This is a genomic window from Nocardia crassostreae, assembly GCF_001613405.1.
Taxonomy (GTDB): Bacteria; Actinomycetota; Actinomycetes; order Mycobacteriales; family Mycobacteriaceae; genus Nocardia; species Nocardia crassostreae.
The window spans coordinates 107313-129850 of sequence record NZ_BDCH01000030.1 but is presented as its reverse complement, the minus strand read 5'-3'; the positions used below and the strand labels follow the sequence as shown (position 1 = coordinate 129850).

The 22538-nt window shown below is 67.5% G+C and carries 22 protein-coding genes; 13 read left to right on the top strand and 9 right to left on the bottom strand.

The features are described 5' to 3' along the window. Positions 1-54 precede the first annotated feature (54 nt). From gap to tpiA, 3 genes are read left to right on the top strand one after another with little or no spacing between them, the layout of a single operon-like run. A complete protein-coding gene (gene gap / locus NC4_RS30520; RefSeq protein WP_067545153.1) occupies positions 55-1071 on the top strand; it encodes a type I glyceraldehyde-3-phosphate dehydrogenase in 1017 nt (338 codons plus the stop codon). A gap of 7 nt (positions 1072-1078) precedes the next feature. Next, on the top strand, positions 1079-2290 hold the full coding sequence (locus NC4_RS30515) for a phosphoglycerate kinase (protein WP_067545150.1): 1212 nt from the start codon (positions 1079-1081) through the stop codon (positions 2288-2290). A 3-nt stretch (positions 2291-2293) separates the two neighbouring features. Next, positions 2294-3079: a triose-phosphate isomerase gene (gene tpiA, locus NC4_RS30510; protein WP_067545148.1), complete on the top strand. Its 786-nt coding sequence runs from the start codon at positions 2294-2296 to the stop codon at positions 3077-3079. A gap of 380 nt (positions 3080-3459) precedes the next feature. Here the strand turns inward: tpiA and NC4_RS30505 are convergent, their stop codons facing one another. Continuing rightward, positions 3460-5208, bottom strand: coding sequence for a leucine-rich repeat domain-containing protein (locus NC4_RS30505; RefSeq protein WP_067545145.1), 1749 nt, complete (start codon positions 5206-5208; stop codon positions 3460-3462). A gap of 307 nt (positions 5209-5515) precedes the next feature. Here NC4_RS30505 and arr point away from each other — a divergent pair, with 307 nt between their 5' ends. Then, on the top strand, positions 5516-5929 hold the full coding sequence (arr, locus tag NC4_RS30500) for an NAD(+)--rifampin ADP-ribosyltransferase (RefSeq protein ID WP_067545142.1): 414 nt from the start codon (positions 5516-5518) through the stop codon (positions 5927-5929). A 465-nt stretch (positions 5930-6394) separates the two neighbouring features. On the opposite strand, the gene NC4_RS30495 is transcribed toward arr, so the two are convergent. After that, on the bottom strand, positions 6395-6904 hold the full coding sequence (locus NC4_RS30495; RefSeq protein ID WP_067545139.1) for a DnaJ family domain-containing protein: 510 nt from the start codon (positions 6902-6904) through the stop codon (positions 6395-6397). A 403-nt stretch (positions 6905-7307) separates the two neighbouring features. Between NC4_RS30495 and NC4_RS30490 the strand changes: the two genes are divergently transcribed. The 3 genes from NC4_RS30490 (at position 7308) to NC4_RS30475 (ending at position 11755) form a co-directional block, all read left to right on the top strand. After that, positions 7308-8156: a ParB/RepB/Spo0J family partition protein gene (locus NC4_RS30490; RefSeq protein ID WP_169814900.1), complete on the top strand. Its 849-nt coding sequence runs from the start codon at positions 7308-7310 to the stop codon at positions 8154-8156. Between the two features lie 162 nt (positions 8157-8318). Then, positions 8319-10094 (top strand): M4 family metallopeptidase, encoded by a 1776-nt coding sequence (locus tag NC4_RS43430; protein ID WP_169814899.1) that lies wholly within the window; start codon positions 8319-8321, stop codon positions 10092-10094. A 98-nt stretch (positions 10095-10192) separates the two neighbouring features. Then, positions 10193-11755, top strand: coding sequence for a M1 family metallopeptidase (locus NC4_RS30475; RefSeq protein WP_067545130.1), 1563 nt, complete (start codon positions 10193-10195; stop codon positions 11753-11755). Between the two features lie 70 nt (positions 11756-11825). Here NC4_RS30475 and NC4_RS30470 read toward each other — a convergent pair whose 3' ends face one another. After that, positions 11826-13604, bottom strand: coding sequence for a cutinase family protein (locus NC4_RS30470; protein ID WP_067545231.1), 1779 nt, complete (start codon positions 13602-13604; stop codon positions 11826-11828). A 112-nt stretch (positions 13605-13716) separates the two neighbouring features. Here NC4_RS30470 and NC4_RS30465 point away from each other — a divergent pair, with 112 nt between their 5' ends. Further along, positions 13717-13944, top strand: a complete 228-nt coding sequence (locus NC4_RS30465; protein WP_157555324.1) for a hypothetical protein — start codon at positions 13717-13719, stop codon at positions 13942-13944. 28 nt (positions 13945-13972) lie between these two features. Here the strand turns inward: NC4_RS30465 and NC4_RS30460 are convergent, their stop codons facing one another. From NC4_RS30460 to NC4_RS30440, 5 genes are all read right to left on the bottom strand, one after another. Next, positions 13973-14509 carry a hypothetical protein gene (locus NC4_RS30460; protein WP_067545115.1) on the bottom strand — a complete coding sequence of 179 codons (537 nt, stop codon included), beginning with the start codon at positions 14507-14509 and terminating at the stop codon, positions 13973-13975. 16 nt (positions 14510-14525) lie between these two features. Beyond that, on the bottom strand, positions 14526-15032 hold the full coding sequence (locus tag NC4_RS30455) for an FAD-dependent oxidoreductase (RefSeq protein WP_067545112.1): 507 nt from the start codon (positions 15030-15032) through the stop codon (positions 14526-14528). Positions 15033-15072: 40 nt separating this feature from the next. Then, a complete protein-coding gene (locus tag NC4_RS30450) occupies positions 15073-15768 on the bottom strand; it encodes a hypothetical protein (protein WP_067545109.1) in 696 nt (231 codons plus the stop codon). Positions 15769-15866: 98 nt separating this feature from the next. Then, positions 15867-16280, bottom strand: coding sequence for a VOC family protein (locus NC4_RS30445; RefSeq protein WP_067545106.1), 414 nt, complete (start codon positions 16278-16280; stop codon positions 15867-15869). 80 nt (positions 16281-16360) lie between these two features. Then, on the bottom strand, positions 16361-16951 hold the full coding sequence (locus NC4_RS30440; RefSeq protein ID WP_067545102.1) for a DUF4291 domain-containing protein: 591 nt from the start codon (positions 16949-16951) through the stop codon (positions 16361-16363). A 117-nt stretch (positions 16952-17068) separates the two neighbouring features. On the opposite strand from NC4_RS30440, the gene NC4_RS30435 reads away from it, so the two are divergent. Continuing rightward, positions 17069-18907: an APC family permease gene (locus NC4_RS30435; RefSeq protein ID WP_245722036.1), complete on the top strand. Its 1839-nt coding sequence runs from the start codon at positions 17069-17071 to the stop codon at positions 18905-18907. Here the strand turns inward: NC4_RS30435 and NC4_RS30430 are convergent. After that, positions 18904-19725: a TIGR02452 family protein gene (locus tag NC4_RS30430; RefSeq protein ID WP_067545097.1), complete on the bottom strand. Its 822-nt coding sequence runs from the start codon at positions 19723-19725 to the stop codon at positions 18904-18906. The genes NC4_RS30435 and NC4_RS30430 overlap by 4 nt on opposite strands. Before the next feature lie 124 nt (positions 19726-19849). On the opposite strand from NC4_RS30430, the gene NC4_RS30425 reads away from it, so the two are divergent. From NC4_RS30425 to NC4_RS30410, 4 genes are all read left to right on the top strand, one after another. Next, positions 19850-20059: a hypothetical protein gene (locus NC4_RS30425; RefSeq protein WP_067545094.1), complete on the top strand. Its 210-nt coding sequence runs from the start codon at positions 19850-19852 to the stop codon at positions 20057-20059. A 6-nt stretch (positions 20060-20065) separates the two neighbouring features. After that, on the top strand, positions 20066-21373 hold the full coding sequence (locus NC4_RS30420; protein WP_067545090.1) for a peptide ligase PGM1-related protein: 1308 nt from the start codon (positions 20066-20068) through the stop codon (positions 21371-21373). A 34-nt stretch (positions 21374-21407) separates the two neighbouring features. Continuing rightward, positions 21408-22058, top strand: coding sequence for a phytanoyl-CoA dioxygenase family protein (locus tag NC4_RS30415; RefSeq protein ID WP_157555323.1), 651 nt, complete (start codon positions 21408-21410; stop codon positions 22056-22058). 119 nt (positions 22059-22177) lie between these two features. Continuing rightward, positions 22178-22537: an ACT domain-containing protein gene (locus NC4_RS30410; protein WP_067545084.1), complete on the top strand. Its 360-nt coding sequence runs from the start codon at positions 22178-22180 to the stop codon at positions 22535-22537. Position 22538 lies beyond the last annotated feature (1 nt).

Genomic DNA, 22538 nt, shown 5'->3' with positions numbered 1-22538 from the left:
CTAGGGTGATGGGTGCAACGGAAACGATCCGCTTGAAAGCTGAGGAGCGATAACGTGACTGTCCGGGTAGGCATCAACGGCTTCGGCCGTATCGGACGCAACTTCTTCAGGGCGGTCGAGGCGCAGAAGGCGCTCGGCCAGACCGATATCGAAATCGTCGCGGTCAACGACCTCACCGACAATGCGACGCTGGCGACCCTGCTCAAGTACGACTCGATCCTCGGCCGCCTGCCGCAGGACGTGTCGCTCGATGGCGACTACATCGTCGTCGGCGACCAGCGGATCAAGGCGCTCGAGATCAAGGAAGGCCCGGCGGCGCTGCCCTGGGGCGACCTGGGCGTCGACGTGGTCGTCGAGTCCACCGGCATCTTCACCAATGCCGCCAAGGCCAAGGGACACCTGGCCGCCGGCGCCAAGAAGGTCATCATCTCCGCGCCCGCCACCGATGAGGACATCACCATCGTGATGGGCGTGAACGACGACAAGTACGACGGTTCGCAGAACATCATCTCGAACGCCTCCTGCACCACCAACTGCCTCGGCCCGATTGCCAAGGTGCTGCACGATTCGTTCGGCATCGAGCGCGGTCTCATGACCACGGTCCACGCGTACACCCAGGATCAGAACCTGCAGGACGCGCCGCACAAGGATCTGCGCCGCGCCCGCGCCGCCGCCCTGAACATCGTGCCCACGGGCACCGGCGCGGCGAAGGCCATCGGCCTGGTGCTGCCCGAACTGCAGGGCAAGCTGGACGGTTACGCGCTGCGCGTGCCGGTTCCGACCGGCTCCATCACCGACCTCACCGTGGATCTGGCCAAGGCCGCCTCCATCGACGAGATCAATGCCGCCATGCAGGCCGCCGCGGACGGCCCGATGAAGGGCATCCTCAAGGTCAACCACGATCCGATCGTCTCCTCCGATATCGTGACCGACCCGTACTCCTCGGTCTACGACGCGCCGCTGACCAAGGTCATCGACAAGCAGGTCAAGGTCGCCTCGTGGTACGACAACGAGTGGGGCTACTCCAACCGTCTCGCCGATCTCATCGGCCTCGTCGCGAAGTCGCTGTAATCCGGCGATGACGATCAAGACTCTCGAAGATCTGCTGAACGAGGGCGTCGAGGGCCGGGGCGTGCTGGTGCGCTCCGACCTCAATGTGCCCCTCGACAACGGCGTCATCACCGATCCGGGCCGCATCATCGCGTCGGTGCCCACCATCAAGGCTCTCGCCGAGGCGGGCGCCAAGGTGGTCGTCACCGCGCATCTGGGCCGCCCCAAGGGTGAGCCGGATCCGACGTTCTCCCTCGCGCCCGTGGCCGCGCGCCTGGCCGAGGAGCTGGGGCGCAATGTCCAGCTCGCCGGTGATGTGGTGGGCCAGGACGCGCTGGCGCGTTCGGAGGGCCTCACCGACGGTGATGTGCTGCTGCTGGAGAACATTCGCTTCGAAGCCCGCGAGACCAGCAAGGACGAGGCGCAGCGGGTCAAGCTCGCCCATGCCCTCGTGGAGCTGGTGGGCGATGACGGCGCGTTCGTCTCCGACGGTTTCGGTGTGGTGCACCGCGAGCAGACGTCGGTCTACGACGTGGCCAAGCTGCTGCCGCACTACGCGGGCTACCTGGTGGCCGCCGAGACCGAGGTGCTGAAGAAGCTCACCGAGAACCCGGAGCGCCCGTACGCGGTCGTGCTCGGCGGTTCCAAGGTCTCCGACAAGCTGGCGGTCATCGAGGCGCTGGCGCCCAAGGTGGACACGCTGGTCATCGGCGGCGGCATGTGCTTCACCTTCCTTGCGGCGCAGGGACTTCCGGTCGGCGGCTCGCTGCTGCAGGCCGAGATGATCGACACCTGCAAGGATCTGCTCGACAAGTACGCCGATGTCATCCACCTGCCGGTGGACATCGTGGTGGCCGACAAGTTCGCCGCCGATGCGGAGTCGAAGGTGGTGGCCGCCAACGAGATTCCGGACGGCTGGATGGGTCTGGACATCGGTCCCGATTCGGTCGCCCGCTTCGCGGCGCTGCTCACCGAGGCCAGGACGGTGTTCTGGAACGGGCCCATGGGCGTGTTCGAGTTCGAGAAGTTCGCCGCGGGCACCCGCGGGGTCGCCGAAGCCATTGCGGTCGCCACCGGTAAGGGCGCGTTCACGGTGGTGGGCGGCGGCGATTCGGCTGCCGCGGTGCGGACGCTGGGCCTGCCCGACGACGGTTTCTCGCACATCTCCACCGGCGGCGGCGCGTCGCTGGAATACCTGGAGGGCAAGGAACTCCCGGGCATCGCGGTTCTGGAGGACTGAGCCATGGCACGTAAGCCTTTGATCGCCGGCAACTGGAAGATGAATCTGAACCACCTCGAGGCCATCGCCCTGGTGCAGAAGATCGCTTTCGCGCTGCCGGAGAAGTACTTCGACAAGGTCGACGTCACGGTCATCCCGCCGTTCACCGATATCCGCAGTGTGCAGACGCTGGTGGAGGGCGACCGGCTGCTGATCACCTATGGCGCCCAGGATGTCTCGACCCACAAGGAAGGCGCCTACACCGGCGAGATCAGCGGTTCCATGCTGGCCAAGCTGGGCTGCACCTACGTCGTGGTCGGCCACTCCGAGCGCCGCCAGTACCACAACGAGGTCGACGCCACCGTCCTGGAGAAGGCCAAGCGGGCCCTCGAATACGGCCTCACCCCGATCGTCTGCATCGGCGAGGGCCTGGGCGTCCGCGAAACCGGCACCCACGTCGCCTACAACCTCGAGCAGCTGCGCGGCTCCCTCAAAGGCCTGATCGCCGAGGAAATCTCCAAGGTCGTCATCGCCTACGAGCCCGTCTGGGCCATCGGCACCGGCAAGGTCGCCAGCGCCGCGGACGCCCAGGAAGTCTGCGGCGCCCTCCGCAAGGAACTCGCCGACCTGGCGAACCCCGAGGTGGCCGCAGGCGTCCGCATCCTCTACGGCGGCTCCGTCAACGCCAAGAATGTCGGCGAACTCGTCGGCCAAACCGACATCGACGGCGCCCTCGTCGGCGGCGCATCGCTGAAGGGCGACGAATTCGCCACCCTCTCCGCGATCGCCGCGGGCGGCCCACTGCCGTAACAGGTTTCACCCCGAAGGGGCCGGACACCGGAGGTGTCCGGCCCCTTCGTCATCACAGCCCGAGCCGTCGGGCAGCGTAGAGCTCGAACCGGCCGAGAGCGCTGAATAACCCGCGCGGGTCGGGAAGATTGTAGATGTCGTCGAAAGGTGTTCTGCCTCTCGGGATTTGCGACATGATTCAATCTTGACACCACCGAGGTGGTACAGGCGTCCCCGGTGCCCGGAGCTTCGGGTGATCAGCTGTTCTGAGGCAGTGCCGAACCGCGCGGGTCGCGGCAGTACAGGACATCCGAGGAGCGACGCTCGCTGGCCCAGTGTGGACGATGGCATTGGTCTTCGACCACGCGGACGGACTCGTTGAGCCTCTGCCCGGTGGACCCTTACGATCCGAAGTCGATCCGGGCGCTCGGGTGGGCGGCGGTGATCCGGTCGCGCACCTCTCGGGGGAACCGGTTGCCGTCGAGGTCGACGGTCTCGAGGTCGGGGAGCGTGTCGAAGTCGGGCGGCAAGTCTGCGAGGCCGTTGAAGGCCAGGTGGACGCTCCGTAGCCGACGGAACGTCCCGATCCCGGCGAAGTGCTGGGGCTCGAGTCGGCGGCGCTTGCCGTCTCGGCGCCACCTGTCGATCCGGAGTTCCTCCAGACCGGTCAGCTCCATCGCGAACAACTCCCGGAGGAAGACGTGTCCGGGCTCGGGGCCGCGGCTGGCCTGCCCGCTGAAGCCGAGGACCCGCAGTGCGGGCAGGCGGCCGAGGTCCGGCAGCGGATCGCGCAGCAGGCCGAGGCTGCCGCCCAGGTCGAGGTCAACCAGCCGGGTCAAGTGGAGCAGGCTGTCGGGGACGGTGTCGAAGTTGTTGCCGCTCAGATCGAGTCGGCGCAGGTTCGGGAAGGTGGTGACCACCTCGGGGAAGGTCACCAGGTAGCGGGCGGGGGTGCCGGACATCGACACCTTCTCGACGCCGGTCAGGCCGCGCGCGGAGTCGGGGAACACGACGTTGGTGCCGTCGGCGATCAGCTTCCGCAGCCCGACCAGGCCGCCGAAGGTGTCCGGCAGGACGAATCGCGTCGACTCGGGCGGCATCCCTCCCGGCTCGTACTCCGCGTCGGTGCGGACGGACAGCGAGGAGATGTCGAGTTCCTCCAGCGCGGACAGTCGGCCGACGGCGGCGGGCAGGGTGAACTCGACCTCGTTCTCATCCAGGGACGAGTTGCCGCCGACCCGCAGCACCCGCAGCCCGGCCAGGTCGCCGATCGATCCGGGCAGGGCGGTCAACTCGCAGTCGCGCACCGACAGGAGCTCCAGTCCGGTGAGCGTCCCGATCTCCTCGGGCAGCTCGCGGATCGGATTGCGGTCCAGGACCAGGGTGCGCAGCCACGGCATGCGGAGCACCTCGGTGGGGAACGCCTTCAGCTTGCGCCCGGTCAGGTCGAGATGCTCGGCCCGGTCGGCCAGGGCCTGGGACAGCTGGTCGTCCAGCGTCGCGGCCGCCGACTCGCGCGCCGACCGGGCCCCGGGCCGCAGGACGGGCAGCCCGGCACGCAGCCGGTTCAGGAACGCGTCGACGTCCAGGCGACCCTCGTTGTCGACGACCTCGGGCACGAACGCCTCGCCGAGGCCGTTCCCGGCCACGAAGTCGACGTCCCGGTCGCAGACGCCGAGGTTGTCCACCCAGCGCGCATCGGGGGCCGCCAGTGCCATGTGGTGGTCGGAGTCGATCACCCAGGGGGTGTCGACCGCCCCCGCCGCCAAGGAGCCGTGGTTGTAATAGCCGTACACCATGTGGGTGAAAGTGCCGTCGTGGATGCAGATCTCGTCATCGCCGCCTTCCAGCGTCTCGGCCCGGGTGTAGCCGCCGACGTAGAGCCCGGGCCGGTCCTCGTAGAGCGCGATCGGTCCGTTGACCGTCAGGTCACCGGTCACCACGATCAACTCGACGTCGGCGTCCACACCGCGCAGCGCGGCGACGGCGGACAGGAAATCCCCGTCGAGGGTGAGGTGACCGTCGAAGAACAGCACCGTGGGATCGTCGGGTTCGTCTGCGGCTCCTTCGAACTCGGCGGACAGCACGCCACCCAGGCGGGCGTCCACGTCGGCGTAGGACAAGAGGTCGGGCATCGAAAAGGTCGACATGCGAGAGAGCATATGTTCGTGGCTCGGCTGCGTTGCCCGCGCGGCAGCGGGCGACGCCCTGCGAACCCACCGCCACCGGCCTGCACCAATCATCTTGGCGCGGACAGTGATTCGACTGCGCACCCGAGGACGTCACCGTTCCCGAGACCAACTGATCCGCTCATCCACGAGCGCTGGCCCTCGCGTTTTCGAACGCTACTCGCCCCACGACCTCTACCTTCAGGATAAGACACAGGCCGGGGCTTGCGGCAAGACCCGGGCCATGCGGCAGAATCGCTCGTCCCACCAGGCAGAGGAAAGGATTCACGTGTCCGCGAATCTCGATGATGGACCGTTCTTCCACGGCACGATCGCTGATCTGCTCGTGGGCGAGTTCCTCACCGCAGGCCGCCCATCCAACTACCGCCCCGAGATCGTGATGAACCACATCTATTTCACCGCTGTTGTCGATGGGGCCGGACTCGCCGCGGAGATCGCCGCAGAACTCTGCGAGGGAGACGCGATTCCGCGGGTCTACGCGGTAGAGCCGACCGGGCCGTTCGAGAATGACCCGAACGTGACCGACAAGAAGTTTCCGGGTAACCCGACCCGGTCGTACCGCAGTAGCGCCCCGCTGCGCATCGTTGGTGAGATCACCGACTGGACACGCCTCACACCCGAACAACTGCAGACCTGGCGGCAACGGCTGTCGACCGTTGTGCGAGGCGAGATACTGAACTGACGTTTGCGGACGCTGCGAGGGCGGGATACACCGGTGCCACCAGGTTGCCGCATTGTCAAGGCCAGCTGGTAAGAACATGGTCGATGACGATTCGGAACACCGTCCTCAGTGGGTCAACCCCTGCGGCGGCGGCACAGGCTCTGGAGAATATGCCCCGGGACGACCATTGGTGGACGTTCGAACGGTACCTTTGTGATTTGTTCGCACAGAATCATTCCTGGGCCGAAGCCAATGGACACCTCCACGATCCTCGGCTGCGTCTACGAGTCGCCCATGCGCGTGTGCTGCGCGAAGAAGACATAGGACAAGATCTTTCAGTGGAGCGCCCCTCCGCCTGCGCACCATCGAAGCCCCGGCCCAGCGCACCGCTTGGATACTGAACGGTCAAGACTTCGACTGACGCGACAGCAGTTGAACCGTACTGGCGAATTTCATCCTCAACTCGGCGACGTCACGGCGGCGTCGTCAGCCGTCGGTGTGAATGCGCTTACCGAACAGTCGCCGCCACCACGACCGGCGTGCCGGTTTCGCCGCGGTGGGCCGCACCGGTGCCGCGGCGGGTTGGCGTCGCCCGGCGGCCTCCCGCTCCGCTCGCCAGTCGGCCACCACCTCGTCGACCTTGACCGGGCCGATGGGCACCGCCGGGCCGGTGGGCATGCGCAGCCACTGGACGATTCGGTCGTTGAGGTCGGAGACGGTTTGGCGGACTTGCTGTTCGGAGCGCATATCGCGGACGGTTTCCCGGATGCGTTCGCGTTCGCGGCGGAGGACGATCGATTCGGGGAGCAGGGCATCGGCGCGGACGCCTTCGCGCTTCAGCAGGCCGCGCAGCCACCAGTCCTCGGCGGCCGCGCCCGGGGGGATGGGCTTGCCCGCGCCCGGAAGGTCATCGAAGTCGCCGCGTTCGGTCGCTTCGCGCACCTGCTTGTCGATCCAGGATTCGAAGCTCAGATCGGGCGGTTTTCGCTCGGTCATACCTTCGAGGGTACCGGTGGAGGGGAAGCGGCCCGCAAGCCACAGGGATTGTGGCCGTAAGGAATTGCTCGAATGGGAATGGTGCGCGGGGGTGGTGAGATATCCTGTGCCAGCGGCACGTTCGATCAGTGGGGGGCCGAACGTTTCTTTTGCGCGCGTGCCGAATCCTGCTGCGGAGATCGCCTCATTGCGAATGCATCCACGACCGGTACTAGATCATTGCCGCGGTCCTTCCAGTGTGAAATATTGCTGACCGCACCGGAAAATCTCCCCGCTCGCCGAGCACAGTGCGGTGTTTCTTCGCCCGATCACGACTGCTGTTTCAGTCTTTTCGGGTTGGCGGCGGATCGGTGTGGTATGCGCGACGGAATGTGATTCAGCTTCGAAGCAGGGGAGTACCGCTGTGAACGAACTCCGGTTGGAAGTGGACAATGACGCGACGAGAGCGGGGGTCGCCGACGCGGCCGTCGAGATCCCCATCGAGTCGATAGATGCCGGTGGCGCGCTGCGAGTGCGTGCCGAGGACAGCGAGCATACGAGGCTGCTGGCGAAGACGGAGACCGAACTGCCGCCGATCCTCGTGCATCGGGAAACTATGCGGCTGATCGACGGCGCGCACCGATTGCAAGCCGCGAAATCCAGGGGCTCCACCATGATTCGGACGTGTTTCTTCGACGGATCCGAGGAGGAGGCGTTCGTGCTCGCGGTGCGGGCCAATATCACCCACGGCCTGCCGTTGTCGGTCCTCGAGCGCAAGGCCGCGGCGCTGCGCATCATGCGGATGTATCCGCTGTGGTCGGACCGCAAGGTGGCCGAGGTGACCGGGCTGGATCACAAGACGGTCGGCGCGGTGCGCAAGCAGCCGTCTGGGGATGTTCCCCAGACCCGGCATCGGCTCGGGCGCGACGGCCGCATGCGCCGGGTGCGCCGCGCGGCCGCGGATCGCAAGCACCACACCGAAACCTGGGCCGATCCGGCCGCGCCCGCACCGCTGCCGGTGCCGGTGGAGCGGGTGTGCACCGCGGCGGTGCTGCAGAGCCTGCGCCGTGATCCGTCGCTGCGCCTCACCGAGGCCGGGCGCACGCTGCTGCGCTGGCTGGACGCCAGTCCGCGCACTCCCATGCAGTCCGTCGATCTGGCGGACCGCATTCCGGAGCACTGCCTGAATCTCATTCTCGATATGGCGCGGCAGAATGCGGCCAACTGGCAGGATTTCGCGGCCCGGGTCGGCGATCGCATGCGCTGCGGATGAGGGCCGGATACGCGTCGAAATATACAACGAAACTGCGCAACTCACATTCTGGGTTGCGCAGTTTCGTTTTCTGTGCGCCTATTTCGACGGTCGTGAATTCCCCAGTCTTTTCCCCAGTCGAGGGAAAGACCTCGAATGTGGTTCTACTTGAACATGAATTCAATGAATCGAAGGGCGAAGCGCCTCACCGCCACCGCGGCGATCGCTTTCGCGGCAACGGTTTTCGCGACCAGCACCGGCGCCATCGCCCAGCAGCCGACCACCCCGCCGGTCTCGCCGAGCGCTCCGTCCTCGGCGCCGAGCACCCCGAATGTGCCGACGACCCCGGATCTGCCGACCACCCCACCGGCACAACAGGGTTCGGATCTGGAGAGCGCGCCCAAGGATGTGCTCAAGGATCCCCAGGGCGTGGTCACCCAGGTGGTGCCCAAGGAGCCGGTCCCCGCCCCACCGGGCACGCCCGCCGAGGCGCCCGCCGCCGCGCAGGCGCAGGCCGAAACCGTCGAGAAGGTCTTCGGCGCCGATCCGGTCGGTGAGCTCGTCGTGGACCGGGTGCTCCCGGTCGGCGAGGATTCCACGGTGCGCTTGTGCCAGGAGATCGGCTCGGTGCCGGTCTACGGCGCGTCGGTGGCGCAATCGCTGTCCGCCGACGGCGCGCTCATCTCCGTGACCGGTGCGCTCACCCAGAAGTCGGAGGGCGAGTATCCGGGTGATGCCGCCGTCCCGCCCGCCGAGGCGTCGGCCACCGCCACCGCCGCGATCGCCGCCGAGACCGGGCAGCCCGCCGACCAACTCACGGTGGAGGGCGCCGAATCCAATTGGTACGAACCGAAACTCGCCTCCGTGGCCGATGCCGCCAGCGTCGCCGTTCCGGCGTACCGGGTGACGGTGGTCAAGGGCGGAGAGGCCGTCGAGGACGGCGAAGAGGTGGCCTGGACGGTCTTCGTCGACGCCAACGACACCGCGCGCGTCCTGGACAAGTGGAGCGAGACCAAGCACATCGACCGCGTGGTGTGCGATGCGGCGAGAAAGCGCGTCAGCCTGTCGAATTCGTCGGTCCGGTGCGGCGGCACCTCCGCCATGAAGCTGACGCGCACCGAGGGCCAGGGGCCGGTCGCCATCGCGGACGTCAACAATATCTACGACTTCCTCGGCGACACCTCCGAGTTCTACACGCAGTACACCGCCCTGCAGGATCTGACGGATCTGATCGGATTCGACACCGGTGACGGCAATGGCAAGGCGCTGCGCGCGACCGTGCGGGTCTGCACCTACGCCAGCGGCACCGATCCGGGCTGCCCGTACACCAATGCCTTCTGGAACAGCGAGCAGATGGCCTACGGCGAGGGCGTCAGCACCGACGACATCACCGGCCACGAACTCACCCACGGCGTGAGCGAACGGGTGAACGGCCTCGTCTACCGCAATGAGTCCGGCGCCATCAACGAGTCGATGTCCGATATCTTCGGCGAGTTCACCGATCTGACCAATGGCAGCGCCGACGACACACCGCAGAACCGCTGGAAGCTCGGTGAGGGCAGCTCGCTCGGCGTCATCCGCGATATGAACAATCCCGGCGCGCTCGGCGATCCGGACACCTACCGCGGCCCGAACTGGTACAGCGGCACCAATCAGAGCGCTTTCGTCCACATCAACGGCGGGGTGGGCAACAAGGCCGCCCAGCTGATCACCGACGGCGGCAGCCTCAATGGTGAAGCCGTCACCGGTATCGGCCTGGAGAAGGCCGCCCAGCTCTACTACACGGCGCAGACGCTGCTGTCGTCGAACGCCACCTACTCGACGCTGGGCAGCACCCTGGCCACCGCCTGCCGGACCAATGTGCAGAACAACGTCGCGGGCACGACCGCCGCGGACTGCGCCCAGGTGGTCAAGGCCACCAAGGCCGTGAAGATGCCGTCGCTGAATCAGTCCGCCTGAACCCCGCTCCACCCGCCGGGCCGGGTGTCGCATTGCAGTGATGCGACACCCGGCCCGCCGCTCTCCGCTCACGCGATCACCGAAAGGGATTGCGTCTCATGTCCACCCAACTTCGTTCCAGGACGAGAAAACCCTCGTCCCTCGCACCGGCGGCCCGGCCCGCCGCCATGTCCGCCGTGGCCCTCGCCCTGAGTCTGCTGACGGGCGCGCCCGCCGCGGTCGCGGTGCCCGACGCCACACCCGATGCGTCCGCGGGAATGGCCGCGGCGACACCTGGTTCCGACGGGCTCGGCGACCCGTACTACCCGCAGGACGGCAATGGCGGTTACGACGCGGTCCACTACGACGTCGCCATCGACTACGACCCGCCGACGCACAAGCTGACCGGCAAGACCACCGTGACGGCCAAGGCGACTCAGAATCTGTCGGCCTTCAATCTCGATTTCGCCGGTCCCCCGGTGGGATCCGTCGCGGTCAACGGCCAGCCCGCCGCCTTCCGGACTGCGGGGGAGCACGAACTCGTCGTCACCCCGGGCGCACCGCTGCCGAACGGCCAGAGCTTCACCGTGACCGTCGACTACACCGGGACCGCGGCCGACACCAAGGGAAATGGTTGGACCTACACGCCGACCGGCGGCGCCTTCGCGGCGGGCGAACCCCATTCCGCGACAACGTGGTACCCGCTCAATGACACACCGCTGGACAAGGCCACCTTCACCGTGCGCGCCACGGTGCCCACCGGCTGGGAGGTGGCGTCCAACGGGATCCGTACCTCCGATACGCCCGGTAGCGGCCGTCATACCGTGACCTGGGAGGCGAAGGATCCGATCATCGGCTACCTCACCACGGTCGCGATCGACAAATTCACCAAACTCGACCAGATCCTCACCGAGAAGGTGCATTTGCAGAGCTACTTCGCGCCGAACGCGGCCAAGACCAAGCAGAAACTCGAGAAAATGCTGCCGGGCGTCCTCAACTTTGCGCAGGATCTCTACGGGGCGTACCCGTTCGAATCCGGTGGCGGCATCTATGTGGACACCGATCTGCGTTTCTCGCTGGAGACCCAGACCCGGCCGATCTACGCGCCGTGGACGGATATGAACACGGTGGTCCACGAGAACGCCCATCAGTGGTGGGGCAATTCGGTGTCGGTAAAGCAATGGCGTGATGTGTGCGTCAACGAATGCTTCGCCAGCTATACCGCCGACATCCTGTGGCCGGAGCGCATGAAGCACCGGAATCCCGACGCCATTTATCTGCGCGCCCTGGCGCAGGCCGAGCAGCGGGACATCTGGTCGATTCCGCTGTACGACGCGGGCAAGGGCAATGAATTCACCACCGTCTACTCGCGAGGCCCGCTGTTCCTGCACGCGCTGCGCCGCACCATCGGCGACGACGTATTCTTCACCGCGGTGCGCGATTTCGCGGAGGAGCACAAGTACGGGAACACCTCCATTCCGGAACTGCGGGAGTTCTTCCAGTCCCGCACCGAGACGGATCTGACGGGCTTCTTCGATGCCTGGCTGAACGGGACCGAGCGTCCGGCCGACGAATACCTGTACCCGGGCAGTCTGGGGAACCAGGACGTGCAGCGCACCCTCGACGAGCCGGAGGCCGCGGACGGGGCGGACTGGCCGTTCGGGGAAGGCGACCACAAGTGAAGCCGGGCAACGACTGACGGCAAAGAAGAGGCCGGTCCCCGAGGGACCGGCCTCTTGTCGTGGGCGAGGTTCACTCCGAGCTGCCGATGCGCTGGTTCAGCCAGTCGCCGAGCCACCGGAGGGCATCGCGGCCGGTGTCGTCGACCACGAGGGTTCCGTAGGACACGTGCGCGCCGGAGGCGAAAAACGATGCGGCGCTGAGGCCGTCGTTGACGAGGGTGATCAGATCGGTGCCTTCGAACGCGGTCAGTCCGGTGAGCGCGCCGAGCAGCTCGTCGAGGTCCGGCCAGGTGATCTCCTGAATGGCCTCCGGATCGTCGGCCAGCAGGGCGGTCTCGAGATCGGCCAGGGCCGAGGTCGCCGACGCGATGGTCGAGGTGTAGCCCTGTTCATCCGGCACGGTGGTCAGGACCTGCGAAATCCAGTTCAGATCAACGGTATCGGCGAGGTCCGCCAGCGGCTGGAGCTGAGTGCCCAGCGCGGCGGCGACCTCGCGGACACCCGCCCCGTCCAGTGCGGCGAGCCGTTGCGGCAGCAGCGCCAGGTTTTGCAGAATGCCCGGAAAGTGCAGTGCCGCAAGGCGGGTGACGAGCGCGAGGGTCTGGTCGACCAGCATGCGGGGTTCGAGCTGCGCCAGCACGCCCGCCGCGGAGCGCAGGATGTCCGCGGGAACCGCCGTCAGCGTCGCGATCGCCGCGGTGAGATCATCGGCGGCCGTCGCCAGCGCGAGCGCATCCGGCGAGTTCGACGGGAGCCGTTGAATCCCATTGCCCAGCAGGGCGTCGACGGTCGAGGTGACCGTCTCGGCCGCCGACAGCGCCCCGGGCAGATCGGACCGCCCGGCGGCATCCAGGATCGAGCTCGCATCGTGCTCGGGTGTTCCGCCGGGTGCGGCGGCGAGCCGGTGCAGGGCCGCCGGGCCGGTCGCGCCGGAGTCGATCAGTTCGGCGAGCGGGCCGAGGGTCCGCGCCAGCAGATCCGCGCCCGTGCGCACCCGCGTCAGGTCGATGCCGTCGGGAGCGCCGAGGCCGGTGCTCAGATCGCCGATCGCGGCGGGTATTCCGGGGAGATCCGCGGCCGAGAAGTCCGAGGTCAGGGCGGCGGCAAGTTGTTCATCCGGTGCGTCACCCGGTGTGCCCGGCGCGCCGCTGAGGGTGGTGCTCAGGATGGAGCCCAGCAACCCGAGCAGGGGATTGTCGCCCTTCTGGATGGCGCAGTACAGGTCCTCGGGATGGCAGATCGAGGAGACGCGGCCCGACAGCGCGCCCATGCCCAGCGGCCGGGGATCGGCGATACCGGTGCCGGGCGGGCGCGGCCCGATGACATCCTCGCCCGGGGTGCCCGCACCCGGATCGGCGAGCAGGCCCACGGCCAGCACCCGATCGGCGGGCACCGGTCCGCGGTCGTTGCCGATGGCGGAGGCGAGATCGCCGGTCGCGTCGGCGCCCTGGCTGTAGCCGGTGAGAGTGAAACGCGCCTCCGGGCAGCGGCCGAGGTAATCGCGTAATGCCTGCTGGGCATTGGCTATCGCGGTGGCCTTGCTGTCGGCGTAGGTGTGACTGTTGTCGAAGGCGCGCGCCATATACGGCGTGAAGTAGATGGCGGCATTCCCGCCTTGTTCGCGCTGGATGGTCTCGGCGATCGGCCCGAGCATGCCGACGGGGCGCGCCGGGTCGGCCACCTCGTCGGTTTCCCAGGTGCCCGGGATGAACAGATTGAAGGTCGCCGCGCAGGCCGGGGGCGCGGCGGCCAGCGCTTCCGGCGTATGGACGCCGCCGGAACCGGTGGCCAGCCCGGCGGCGACGACCGCGGTGACCGCGCAACGTAGCGACAGATGGGTACCCGACATGTATTTCATATTCAAGTAAAACCATGGCGCCGGGCGCTTTTCGACTGGGGAATGACTGGGGAGTCGCGAATTGCGGTGTGGCTGTTACTTTTATCCAGGCACCTTCGATCGAATGCCTTATCTGTTCGAATTGGTTTCAAGACAGGTGGTTCGAGATATGTCAACTCTACTCAGTGCCGTCGATGCCGTGAATTACCTTGCCGCCGCGCCTCGTCCCAGTGACGGCGGGAATACGCTCGGCAGCGGATCCTCGCTCCTTTCCAGTGGTTCCGCCGGAATGGGAATCAGCCTGCTGAAATTGCTGCTCGGTCTGTTCACGTCGACCACCGGCAGCATCTGAACCGGGTAATCGCCTCAGCGCGGCGCCGTCAGCGGGCGTTCGTGCTGGGGCGGGCCCGGAGGGCGAGTTCCCGATCGGCGAGCATGCGGGCCCGGCGTTCGGCCATGGCCTCGGCGGGCGAGGCGGATTCGAGGCGGGCCTGGAATACCGCGTAGGCGTCCTCGAGCGCGTCGCGGGCGCCGACGCCGGCGGCCGGGGTGATGGAGTGGTCGGCATCGCCGATCAGCAGGACGGGTGTCGCGGGTGCGGCCGCCTCGGTGAGCGGAACATTGCGGGCATTGCTCACATGCACCGATTCCGTGGCCGCGAGCAGGGGCTCGAGCAGCGCTGCATTGGACGGCGTTGCGGCGGCGATGGTTTCGGCCCATTCGGCCACCGGCCGCAGGCCGATATCGTCCCGGTTCCCGGGCAGCGGCGGGCGCGGAACCCGCAGGAACCACAGGGCCGCCGGATCACCGGGGCGCCAGATGTGGCCGAGCGTGCTGCCGGGACCGGCGGCGGTCATCTCGGCGAAGAAGTGCAGTGTCGCGGGTTCGGTCGGCAGCGTGACCGGTTCGGTGGTCATCCCGTACAACACGACATCACCGGCGTATTCGGCGGACCGTCCGGGTTCCAGCGCGGCCCCGCACGACCGAGTCGATGCCGTCCGCCGCCACGATCAGATCGTCGTCGAGCACCGTGGCCGAGCCATTGTGGTGCAGCGTGCAGCCGCCGTCGTCGAGGGTGACCTCGGTAATCGGTGTGCCGTAATGGATTTCCGCCCCCGAGTCGGCGACGAATTCGGCGAGCATCCCGATCAGGTTGCGCCGCAGCCAGAATCGGTGCCCCCGTCCGGTCATGGCGCTGGACCGCCCCGTGCTGGTGGTGTAGGTGAGTCCGCCGGTGACCGGATACGAGGCGGCGTCGATGGCGGCCTCGGTGACGCCGAGTTCGCCGAGGGCGCGGTGGCCGCGGTCGTCGATGAACAGGAACGCGCCGCCCTCGGAACCGGATTGCTGCTGTTCGTACAACCGCACGGATTCACCGCGCCGGGCCAGCGCGCCCGCCAGCGCGGATCCGGCTATGCCTGCGCCGATGACGGCCACCATACGAGCACCTCCAGTTCGCCGATACGCCAAGGTAGCCCATCTAGGGCAGGCATTTCAGGAAGACGGCGAAGCGCGATTCGGTGTCCAGCCCCACCCCGATGGCGGGTTCCCGGTAGGCGCCGCGCACCGGGAGGGCGGTGTCGTCGGCGAAGGTGAGGATGTGCTCGTATTCACCGGCCCCGCGTCCGATGCGGCGGATCGCCGAGACCTGCGGCCAGGTGTAGGCCCGCGGCGGCCGCCGGTTGTCCTGCCGGACGAGCCCGCCCGCGTAGTGGGCGACCACGACCCGGTCGTAGCCGCAGAGCCCTGCCCCCCGGACGAGCAGGAAGCTCTGCCGCAGATTCCCGAACCGCCGGTCGTGCGCGAGGAGTTCGGCATTCAGATCGAGGACCGGGATGTCATCGATGATCCGGTAGGTCCGCCGGGCCCGGATCACCAGATAGGTGGCCCCGCCGAACAGCACGGGAACCGCCACCCCGGCCACAATCAGATATCCGGCGACGATGCCGACGGGCCGGGTCTCGCGCTGCGCCAGCGTTCCGCAGGACCCCTCGCGATTCTGCCCGCCGATCTCCCGGCACCAATCACCCGGCGCCACCACGTCGTCGCCCCACCTCAGCACCGTGTCGTCGTGCGGCAACCCTTGCCGGGCGATCAATCCCACCACGCCCAGCAGTGCGAGAAATCCCAGCCCCGCGACGATTCGGTTCCTGCGGAAAGGTTTCGGCTGTGCCATAGCGAATTGCTCCCCCCGGACTTCGCTTCTGTGCGAGTGGGTAACCCGATGGCCGCGGGCCGAAACCCGTTGATTTCATGCGGGTTCGAGGCGAACTGTCAGTTCGCGCCGTCCGGATCCGTACCGTAGTCGCCGGTGACCGGAATGTTGGTGATGATGTCCACCAGGGTCCCGCTGGGATCCACGGTCATGAAGTGCCGCTGACCGAAGTCCTCGCTCCGCAGCTCCAGCGGCATCTCGAGCCCGCGTTCGACGGCCTGCGCGTGAGTGGCATCCACATCGTCGACCTCGACGGAAATGAGCACTCCCGCCGGACGATTGCGGAAGGCCGCTGGCACGGTGGCGTGCTCACGCTCCACGATCCCGATCTGCGCCTTGGCTTCGTCCGGCGCTTCCAGCTGCACGTACCACCCGCTGTCGAAGATGACCTTGAACCCGAGCAGCCCGGTGTAGAAGTCGCGCGTCGCGGGGACATCGTCGGCGCAGATGGTGGGGAAGATTCCAGTAATCACGGTCGCTCCTGATCTTGATGGTGCGATCAGCTTGAAGTCTCCCGTGACGGGAGGGTCAAGCGCTGCGCGCGCCCTACCCGTCAGCGCAGTCCGATCCTGGCGGCGAGGGTCGCGGGGAGCGGGTACGGCTTCTCCGGGGGCAGTAGGGCTTTGGCGCGATCGGCGTGGCCGTCGCGGAGGTGGGCGGACATTTTGTGGACCACGGGGGTCAGGTCGCGGATGTTCACGGTCCAGTCGTCGACGTAGCGGTCGATGATGTGGCGGGAGAGGCCGACCTGGATGCTGCGGTGGTCGAGTTTGGCTCCGCGCAGGGAGTATTCGGGGTCCCACTGGACGTGGACGTGGGCGTGCTTGAAGTCGGCTCGCCACTGGTTCGCGTCGGTGTAGACGCGCTTCTCGGGGCTGGTCAGGATCGCCTGGGACAGCGCTTCATCCCATCCGGCGCGGGTGATGCGGACGGCGAGGATGCGTTCCTGGCCGGTTTCGCGGGCCCAGTTGCTGCGGTGCATGAGCCAGCGGAAGGACGGCTTGATCCAGGTCATGCGGCCGCGGGAGAACGGGGGAACGAAGCGTTGCGCGGTGACCGCGGGGGTGGCGATGGCCTCGTTGTAGGCCTGATAGACGACGACGGTGTTGCGGTCGAAGTCGGCCCTGATTTCGTAGGTGTTCATTTCGGGGGCAACGGTAGGTGGATCGGGTCGCGGGGACCACCGAATTGTTCGCGGTGGGCGCCCGAACGGCCGTGTCGCTCATCGTTTGCGGATCGAGCGCCGCGTTGAATGGTCGGCGTGGTGCACACGCCGGAAACCGGGACGGGCAAACCGCGAATCGCCGATCGGCGGCTGCGGGCGGCGCAGCGCGGGGACGAGCATCGGCTGACCGCGCTCGGCGGTCTGGCGGCGTTATCGCTGGATGCGCTGTCGAGCGTGGCCTACGGTCCCGAAGCGATCGTGCTGGTGTTGGTGGCGGCCGGTGCGGCGGCGGTGACCTGGACACTGCCGGTGGCGGCGGCGATCACCGTGCTGTTGCTGGTGCTCGTGGTGTCCTATCGGCAGGTGATCGCGGTGCACCCGGACGGGGGCGGCAGCTATGCGGTCGCGAAGAAGGAACTCGACCGCGGCGTGAGCCTGCTGGCCGCCGCCAGCCTGGTGGTCGACTATGTGCTGACCGTGGCCGTCAGCCTCGCCGCCGGTGCGGCCAGCCTCGCCAGCGCGTTTCCGGTGCTGGCCCCGCACCTGTTACAGATCACGCTGATCGGGCTGGTGGTGCTGGCGGCGGTCAATCTCGCGGGGATCGCCGAATCGGCCAAGGCCCTGATGGGCCCGACCCTGTTGTTCGTCCTCGCGATCGGCGCGGTCATCGTGGTCGGCTTGCTGCGCCCGGAACCGGTGGCGGTCATCGGTCAGGACCTGGGACCGATCGATCCGATCGAAGCGGTGGGAATCGTCCTGCTGCTCAAGGCATTCGCGGCCGGTTGCTCCTCGCTGACCGGTGTCGAGGCCATTGCCAATGCGGTGCCCGCCTTCCGGACGCCGCCCGTGCGCCGCGCGCAGCGCACCGAGGTGGGCCTGGGAATCCTCCTGGGCGCCATGCTGCTCGGCCTCGCCTGGCTCATTCGCGAGCACCGGGTGACGCCGCGCGGCGATGTGACGGTGCTGGCGCAGCTCTCGGCCGCGGCCTTCGGCACCGGCTGGGCCTTCTACCTGACGAACCTCCTCGTCACCCTGGTGCTGGCCCTGGCCGCCAACACCAGTTTCGGTGGCCTGCCGGTGCTGCTGTCCTTGCTGGCCAAGGACCGTCGTGTGCCGACCCTGTTCGCCATGCGCTCGGAACGCCCCGTCTTCCGCTACGGCGTGGCGGCCGTCGCGGTGGTGGCAGGACTGGTCCTGGTGGCGGTCGACGCCGACACCCACCGCATCCTGCCGGTCTTCGCCATCGGCGTCTTCATCGGCTTCACCATCAGCCAGGTCGACCTGGTCCGGCACTGGCAGCGCCAGCGCGGCCCGGGCTGGCGATACCGGCTGGCGCTCAATGGTTTCGGCGCCCTCCTGACCGCGGTCGCGGGTGTGGTGCTACTGGTCGAGAAGTTCACCGAGGGCGCCTGGCTGCTGCTGATCATCATCCCGCTGCTGGTGGTGCTGTTCGCCCGCACCGAGAACTACTACAAGGAGGTGGCCGCCGAACTCGGCTTCGGCCGCGTCCCCGCGCCGGGAGAGACGCTGCCCGATCCCGGCCGCCCTCTGATCGTGGTGCCGGTGGTCGCGGTCAGCAAGGTCACCGCCCGCGCCCTGTGCGCGGCCGCCGACATGGGCGGCGAAATCATCGCGGTAGCAGCGGAAATCGATCCGGCCTCCACCAAACACCTGAGCGCACAGTGGAAACGCTGGAATCCCGGCATCCCCCTCATCGTGCTCCCCGCTCCGCACCGCAGCCTGGTCGCCACCCTCGTCGGCTACGTCCGCAAGCAATCCCACGAGGGCAGGCGCGTCATCGTCGTCCTCTCCCAACTCGAACCCCGCCGCCCCTGGCATCGCCTGCTGCACAATCCGCGCGGTCCGGTGTTGGCCGCGACCCTGCGCGCCCGCACCGACGCCGTCGTCGCCACCGTGACCGTCCGAATCGACTAGACCGGATTCCCCGCGAACCGCGCGGCGAAAGCGGATCGGTTGGCCGACACAGGATTCCGGTCCCAGACCGCGAACACGATCCGGTCGAACGCCGCCCCGTGCCGCCGCAGGGCGAGATCGAACGCCTCGGCCACCTCGACCGGATCATTGCGGAACACCCCGCATCCCCACGCGCCGAGCACCAACTCGCGCACCCCGTGGCGCGCCGCGACCGCCAGCACCCGTTCCGCCCGCTCGGCCAGCACCGCCCGCACCGAGATCGGCCCATCCGAACGCAGCGCCAACTGCCCGGCATTGGGCGCGGGCGAGGTCAGGAACGACACCGGAATCGGCTGCGCGACAAGCTCACCGCGCTCATCCCGGATCACCGGCACGCCGGGCGAGAAGATCACCCGATGGCTGTAGCGCAGATCCGCCGACGCGCGATGCGCCGCATAATAATCCGGCGCTTCCAGCAGACAGCGATACAACAGCGCACTGCGACACAGATCTTCCTCCTGCGCCCGCGCGCCACGCAGATACCCGCCACCCGGATTACGGGCCGACGCGAAATTCAGTACGGCGACGGACGTCCCGCCGGAGTCGTGCAACCGCAGCGCCGCGGTCACGCTGCCCTCGGCGGTCACCTCCACGGTGCCGGTGAACGGTCCGAGCGGCCCGCCGGTGACATCGTCGGTGGGGGAGTAGGAGACGGTCCCGGCACACGCGGCATTCAAGGCCGTGCGGATATCGACGTGCACTCCGGCGCGGGTCCGATAGCTCCCATTGTCGGCGATCTTCTCGTTCTCGGCGGCGATCTGCCTTGGGCTGGTACTCATTCCCGTGACACTACGGTCCGGTGCACCGCTGGTCACGGGCGAAGCGTTGGGAGCATGGAGCGAAATAGCCGGTTGCACAACAACTATTGACGGTAGCGCCGTCGGCATGCCTTCCGTGCGGCCTGTGGCTGAACAATTTCCGCTGCGGATCTGCGTTCAGAGCCGGGAGTGCAGTGCGGCCTTGCTGGAGCGTTTGGCGGGGGCGGTGCTGTTGCCGGAGCGGCCGATCGGCGCGGCGATCGTTGCCGCGCTGCACCGGACGGGTGGATCGGTCGTCTGTATTACGGCGCCCGCGATGGTGGACATGGAGGACCAGGTCGAGTACTTCCTTTGACTGGGCATGGCCACCACCACCGAGAAGATCGCCGGACCTGTCCGGGAGCGGGTGACCATGCTGCCGATCGAGGATCGATCCTCGCGCTGGCTCAGCGAGAAGCTGGTCGACGCCGATAACCCCGATGCCGCTATTGCCCGAAAACAGCTGCGGGACATGGTGGAAGGTGAGCGTCGCGCCGGGCGCACAGCCATGCTCGCTTCCTTCGAGCCATCCCGGATCCTGGAGGAGTTCGCGGACCGGCTGGGCGTCGTCACCGATCAGGCCCCGTCACGGGCCATCCACTGGGGAACCAAGGCCGCGGGCCGGGAGCTGCTTCGATCGCTGGATATACCGGTCGCGGCGGCGAGCGCGCTCGCGTCGAGTATCGACGAATTGGCGGTTGCCCTTGCTCCCATGGTGCGGTCGGGGCATCGCCGGTTCGTCCTGAAACTCGACAGCACCGAGTTCGCGGGCGCGGGCTTGGGTAACGCGCTGTTCGAGGTCGACGAACACACCGCCGCGGCGACGGACCTGCCAGCGGCTATCGCGGCGAGCCTGCCGCGGGCCGAGTTGGTCGACCCCTTACTCGGCTGGCCGGGATTCACCGCCGCCCTGACGAAATCGGATGTGCTCGCCGAGGAACTCATCACCGGCGACGAATTCCGCAGCCCCAGTTTCCAAGGTCGGCTCACACCCGACGGACCGCAGGCCGTCTCCACCCACGAACAGCTACTCGCCGCCAATGGACAAACCTATCTCGGCTGCACCTTCCCCGCGGCCGAACCGTATCGGGCGCTACTGGTCGATTATGGACTTCGCGTCGGGGAGGCGCTGTGCGCCAAGGGAATCGAGCGTGGCGACTACGGCGTCGACTTCATCGCGGTTGCCCGCGGCGGCCGCTGGGTCGTCTACGGCTGCGAATTGAACATGCGCGCCACCGGCACCCGCCACGGCTTCGATCTCGCCACCACGTTGCTCGGCGCCATCCCCGACGCCGACGGCGAACTCCGTGTCGATGGTGAACGCCGCGTCTACCTGACCGCCGACAGCATCGTCTCCGAGCGCTACCGCATGCTGCGTCCGCGCGAGCTGATCGCCGCCGTCGAGCACTCCCCACTGCACTACGACCCGATCCGAAAACAGGGAGTCGTGCTGCACCTGCTCAGCGCGCTGCCCACGTTCGGGAAGTTCGGCGCAGTGTGTGTCGCCGATTCGACCGAGGCCGCGCAACGGCTGCTGGACGATCTGCGGACCCTCGCCGACAAGGCCTGTGGGGCAGCGGAATCGGAGGTTCCCGAGATCGGCACCGCCGACGGCGACCAGTTGCCATGATGGACGCGGCTCCGTTCCCGTCGAGGTGGAGTATATGCAGCTCAATGAGCATCAGATAAACCGTTACCGCACAGACGGTTTCCTTGTCTTGGAAAGTCTCTTCAGCATGACCGAGGTGGAGGACCTACGCGCAGGCTACGAATCCGACGCCGCGAACCCGGCGCCGCATCGCTTCCTCGAGCCGGATTCCGATCAGGTCGCCACCCTGTTCGCCTTACACGATCGACTGCCCGAGTTCGCCGCACTGGCCCGCTCACCGCGCCTGCTCGAACCCGCACGCCAACTGGTCGCCGAACAGCTCTACCTCTACCAGATGAAGGTCAACACCAAATCGGCGTTCGGCGGTAAAACACAAGGCTGGCACCAGGATTACATCGCCTGGCGGCTCGCCGACCAGCTCTCCGCACCCCGCATGGTCACCATGGGGCTGCTGCTCGACGACTCGACCGAATTCAACGCTCCACTGATCTTCATACCCGGCTCGCACACCACCGGACTGCTCCGCGACGACCGCGCCGCGGGCAGCGAACCCGACGACTTCGTCGACTCCAACGACGTCTCGCTCAGCCCGGAGATTCTCGCCGAACTGGTCGAGCGCCACGGCATGCGCAGCGTCCGAGCCCCCGCGGGCTCGGTCGTGATCTTCCACCCCGAGGTCGTGCACGGATCGGCGCCCAATATGTAACCCCGCCCACGCCGGCTATTGATCATGACCTACAACGACGCCCACAACCTGCCCCGGAACCCGACCCCGCGCCCGGAGTACCTGGTCAACCGAGACACCACACCGCTTACGGTGGCGGGATGACCAGCCAGCGCCTGCGCATCGTTCCCTCGCAGTTCGTGGTGGAGCACCTGCCGAACTCCACCTTCCCCGAGGACGACGAATGGATCGCGTTGGTGCGAGCGCCCGAGGGGCTCACCGTGGTTCGCGAGGCCCCGCCGTGGGCCGATGGCGAGCGGTGGAAGGGGTTCTACGGAGACGACTCGCACGGACTCGACCAGCCGGGCATGCTGGCGGCTCTGGTCGGGCCGCTGGCCGAGGCGAGGATTTCGGTGTTCGTGGCCTCCACCTACCATGCCGATCTGGTGCTGGTGCCCGAGCATCGGCTCGATGCGGCGGCGGACGCGCTGCGCGAGGCGGGCCACCGCATCGCCGAGTAGC

Coding starts and splice junctions, on each gene's coding strand:
- NC4_RS30515 (WP_067545150.1), top strand. CDS start 1,079: ATGACGATCAAGACTCTCGAAGATCTGCTGAACGAGGGCGTCGAGGGC.
- tpiA (WP_067545148.1), top strand. CDS start 2,294: ATGGCACGTAAGCCTTTGATCGCCGGCAACTGGAAGATGAATCTGAAC.
- NC4_RS30505 (WP_067545145.1), bottom strand. CDS start 5,208: ATGTCGACCTTTTCGATGCCCGACCTCTTGTCCTACGCCGACGTGGAC.
- NC4_RS30495 (WP_067545139.1), bottom strand. CDS start 6,904: ATGACCGAGCGAAAACCGCCCGATCTGAGCTTCGAATCCTGGATCGAC.
- NC4_RS43430 (WP_169814899.1), top strand. CDS start 8,319: ATGAATCGAAGGGCGAAGCGCCTCACCGCCACCGCGGCGATCGCTTTC.
- NC4_RS30475 (WP_067545130.1), top strand. CDS start 10,193: ATGTCCACCCAACTTCGTTCCAGGACGAGAAAACCCTCGTCCCTCGCA.
- NC4_RS30470 (WP_067545231.1), bottom strand. CDS start 13,604: ATGTCGGGTACCCATCTGTCGCTACGTTGCGCGGTCACCGCGGTCGTC.
- NC4_RS30465 (WP_157555324.1), top strand. CDS start 13,717: ATGCCTTATCTGTTCGAATTGGTTTCAAGACAGGTGGTTCGAGATATG.
- NC4_RS30460 (WP_067545115.1), bottom strand. CDS start 14,509: ATGACCACCGAACCGGTCACGCTGCCGACCGAACCCGCGACACTGCAC.
- NC4_RS30455 (WP_067545112.1), bottom strand. CDS start 15,032: ATGGTGGCCGTCATCGGCGCAGGCATAGCCGGATCCGCGCTGGCGGGC.
- NC4_RS30450 (WP_067545109.1), bottom strand. CDS start 15,768: ATGGCACAGCCGAAACCTTTCCGCAGGAACCGAATCGTCGCGGGGCTG.
- NC4_RS30440 (WP_067545102.1), bottom strand. CDS start 16,951: ATGAACACCTACGAAATCAGGGCCGACTTCGACCGCAACACCGTCGTC.
- NC4_RS30430 (WP_067545097.1), bottom strand. CDS start 19,725: ATGAGTACCAGCCCAAGGCAGATCGCCGCCGAGAACGAGAAGATCGCC.
- NC4_RS30420 (WP_067545090.1), top strand. CDS start 20,066: ATGGCCACCACCACCGAGAAGATCGCCGGACCTGTCCGGGAGCGGGTG.
- NC4_RS30415 (WP_157555323.1), top strand. CDS start 21,408: ATGCAGCTCAATGAGCATCAGATAAACCGTTACCGCACAGACGGTTTC.
- NC4_RS30410 (WP_067545084.1), top strand. CDS start 22,178: ATGACCAGCCAGCGCCTGCGCATCGTTCCCTCGCAGTTCGTGGTGGAG.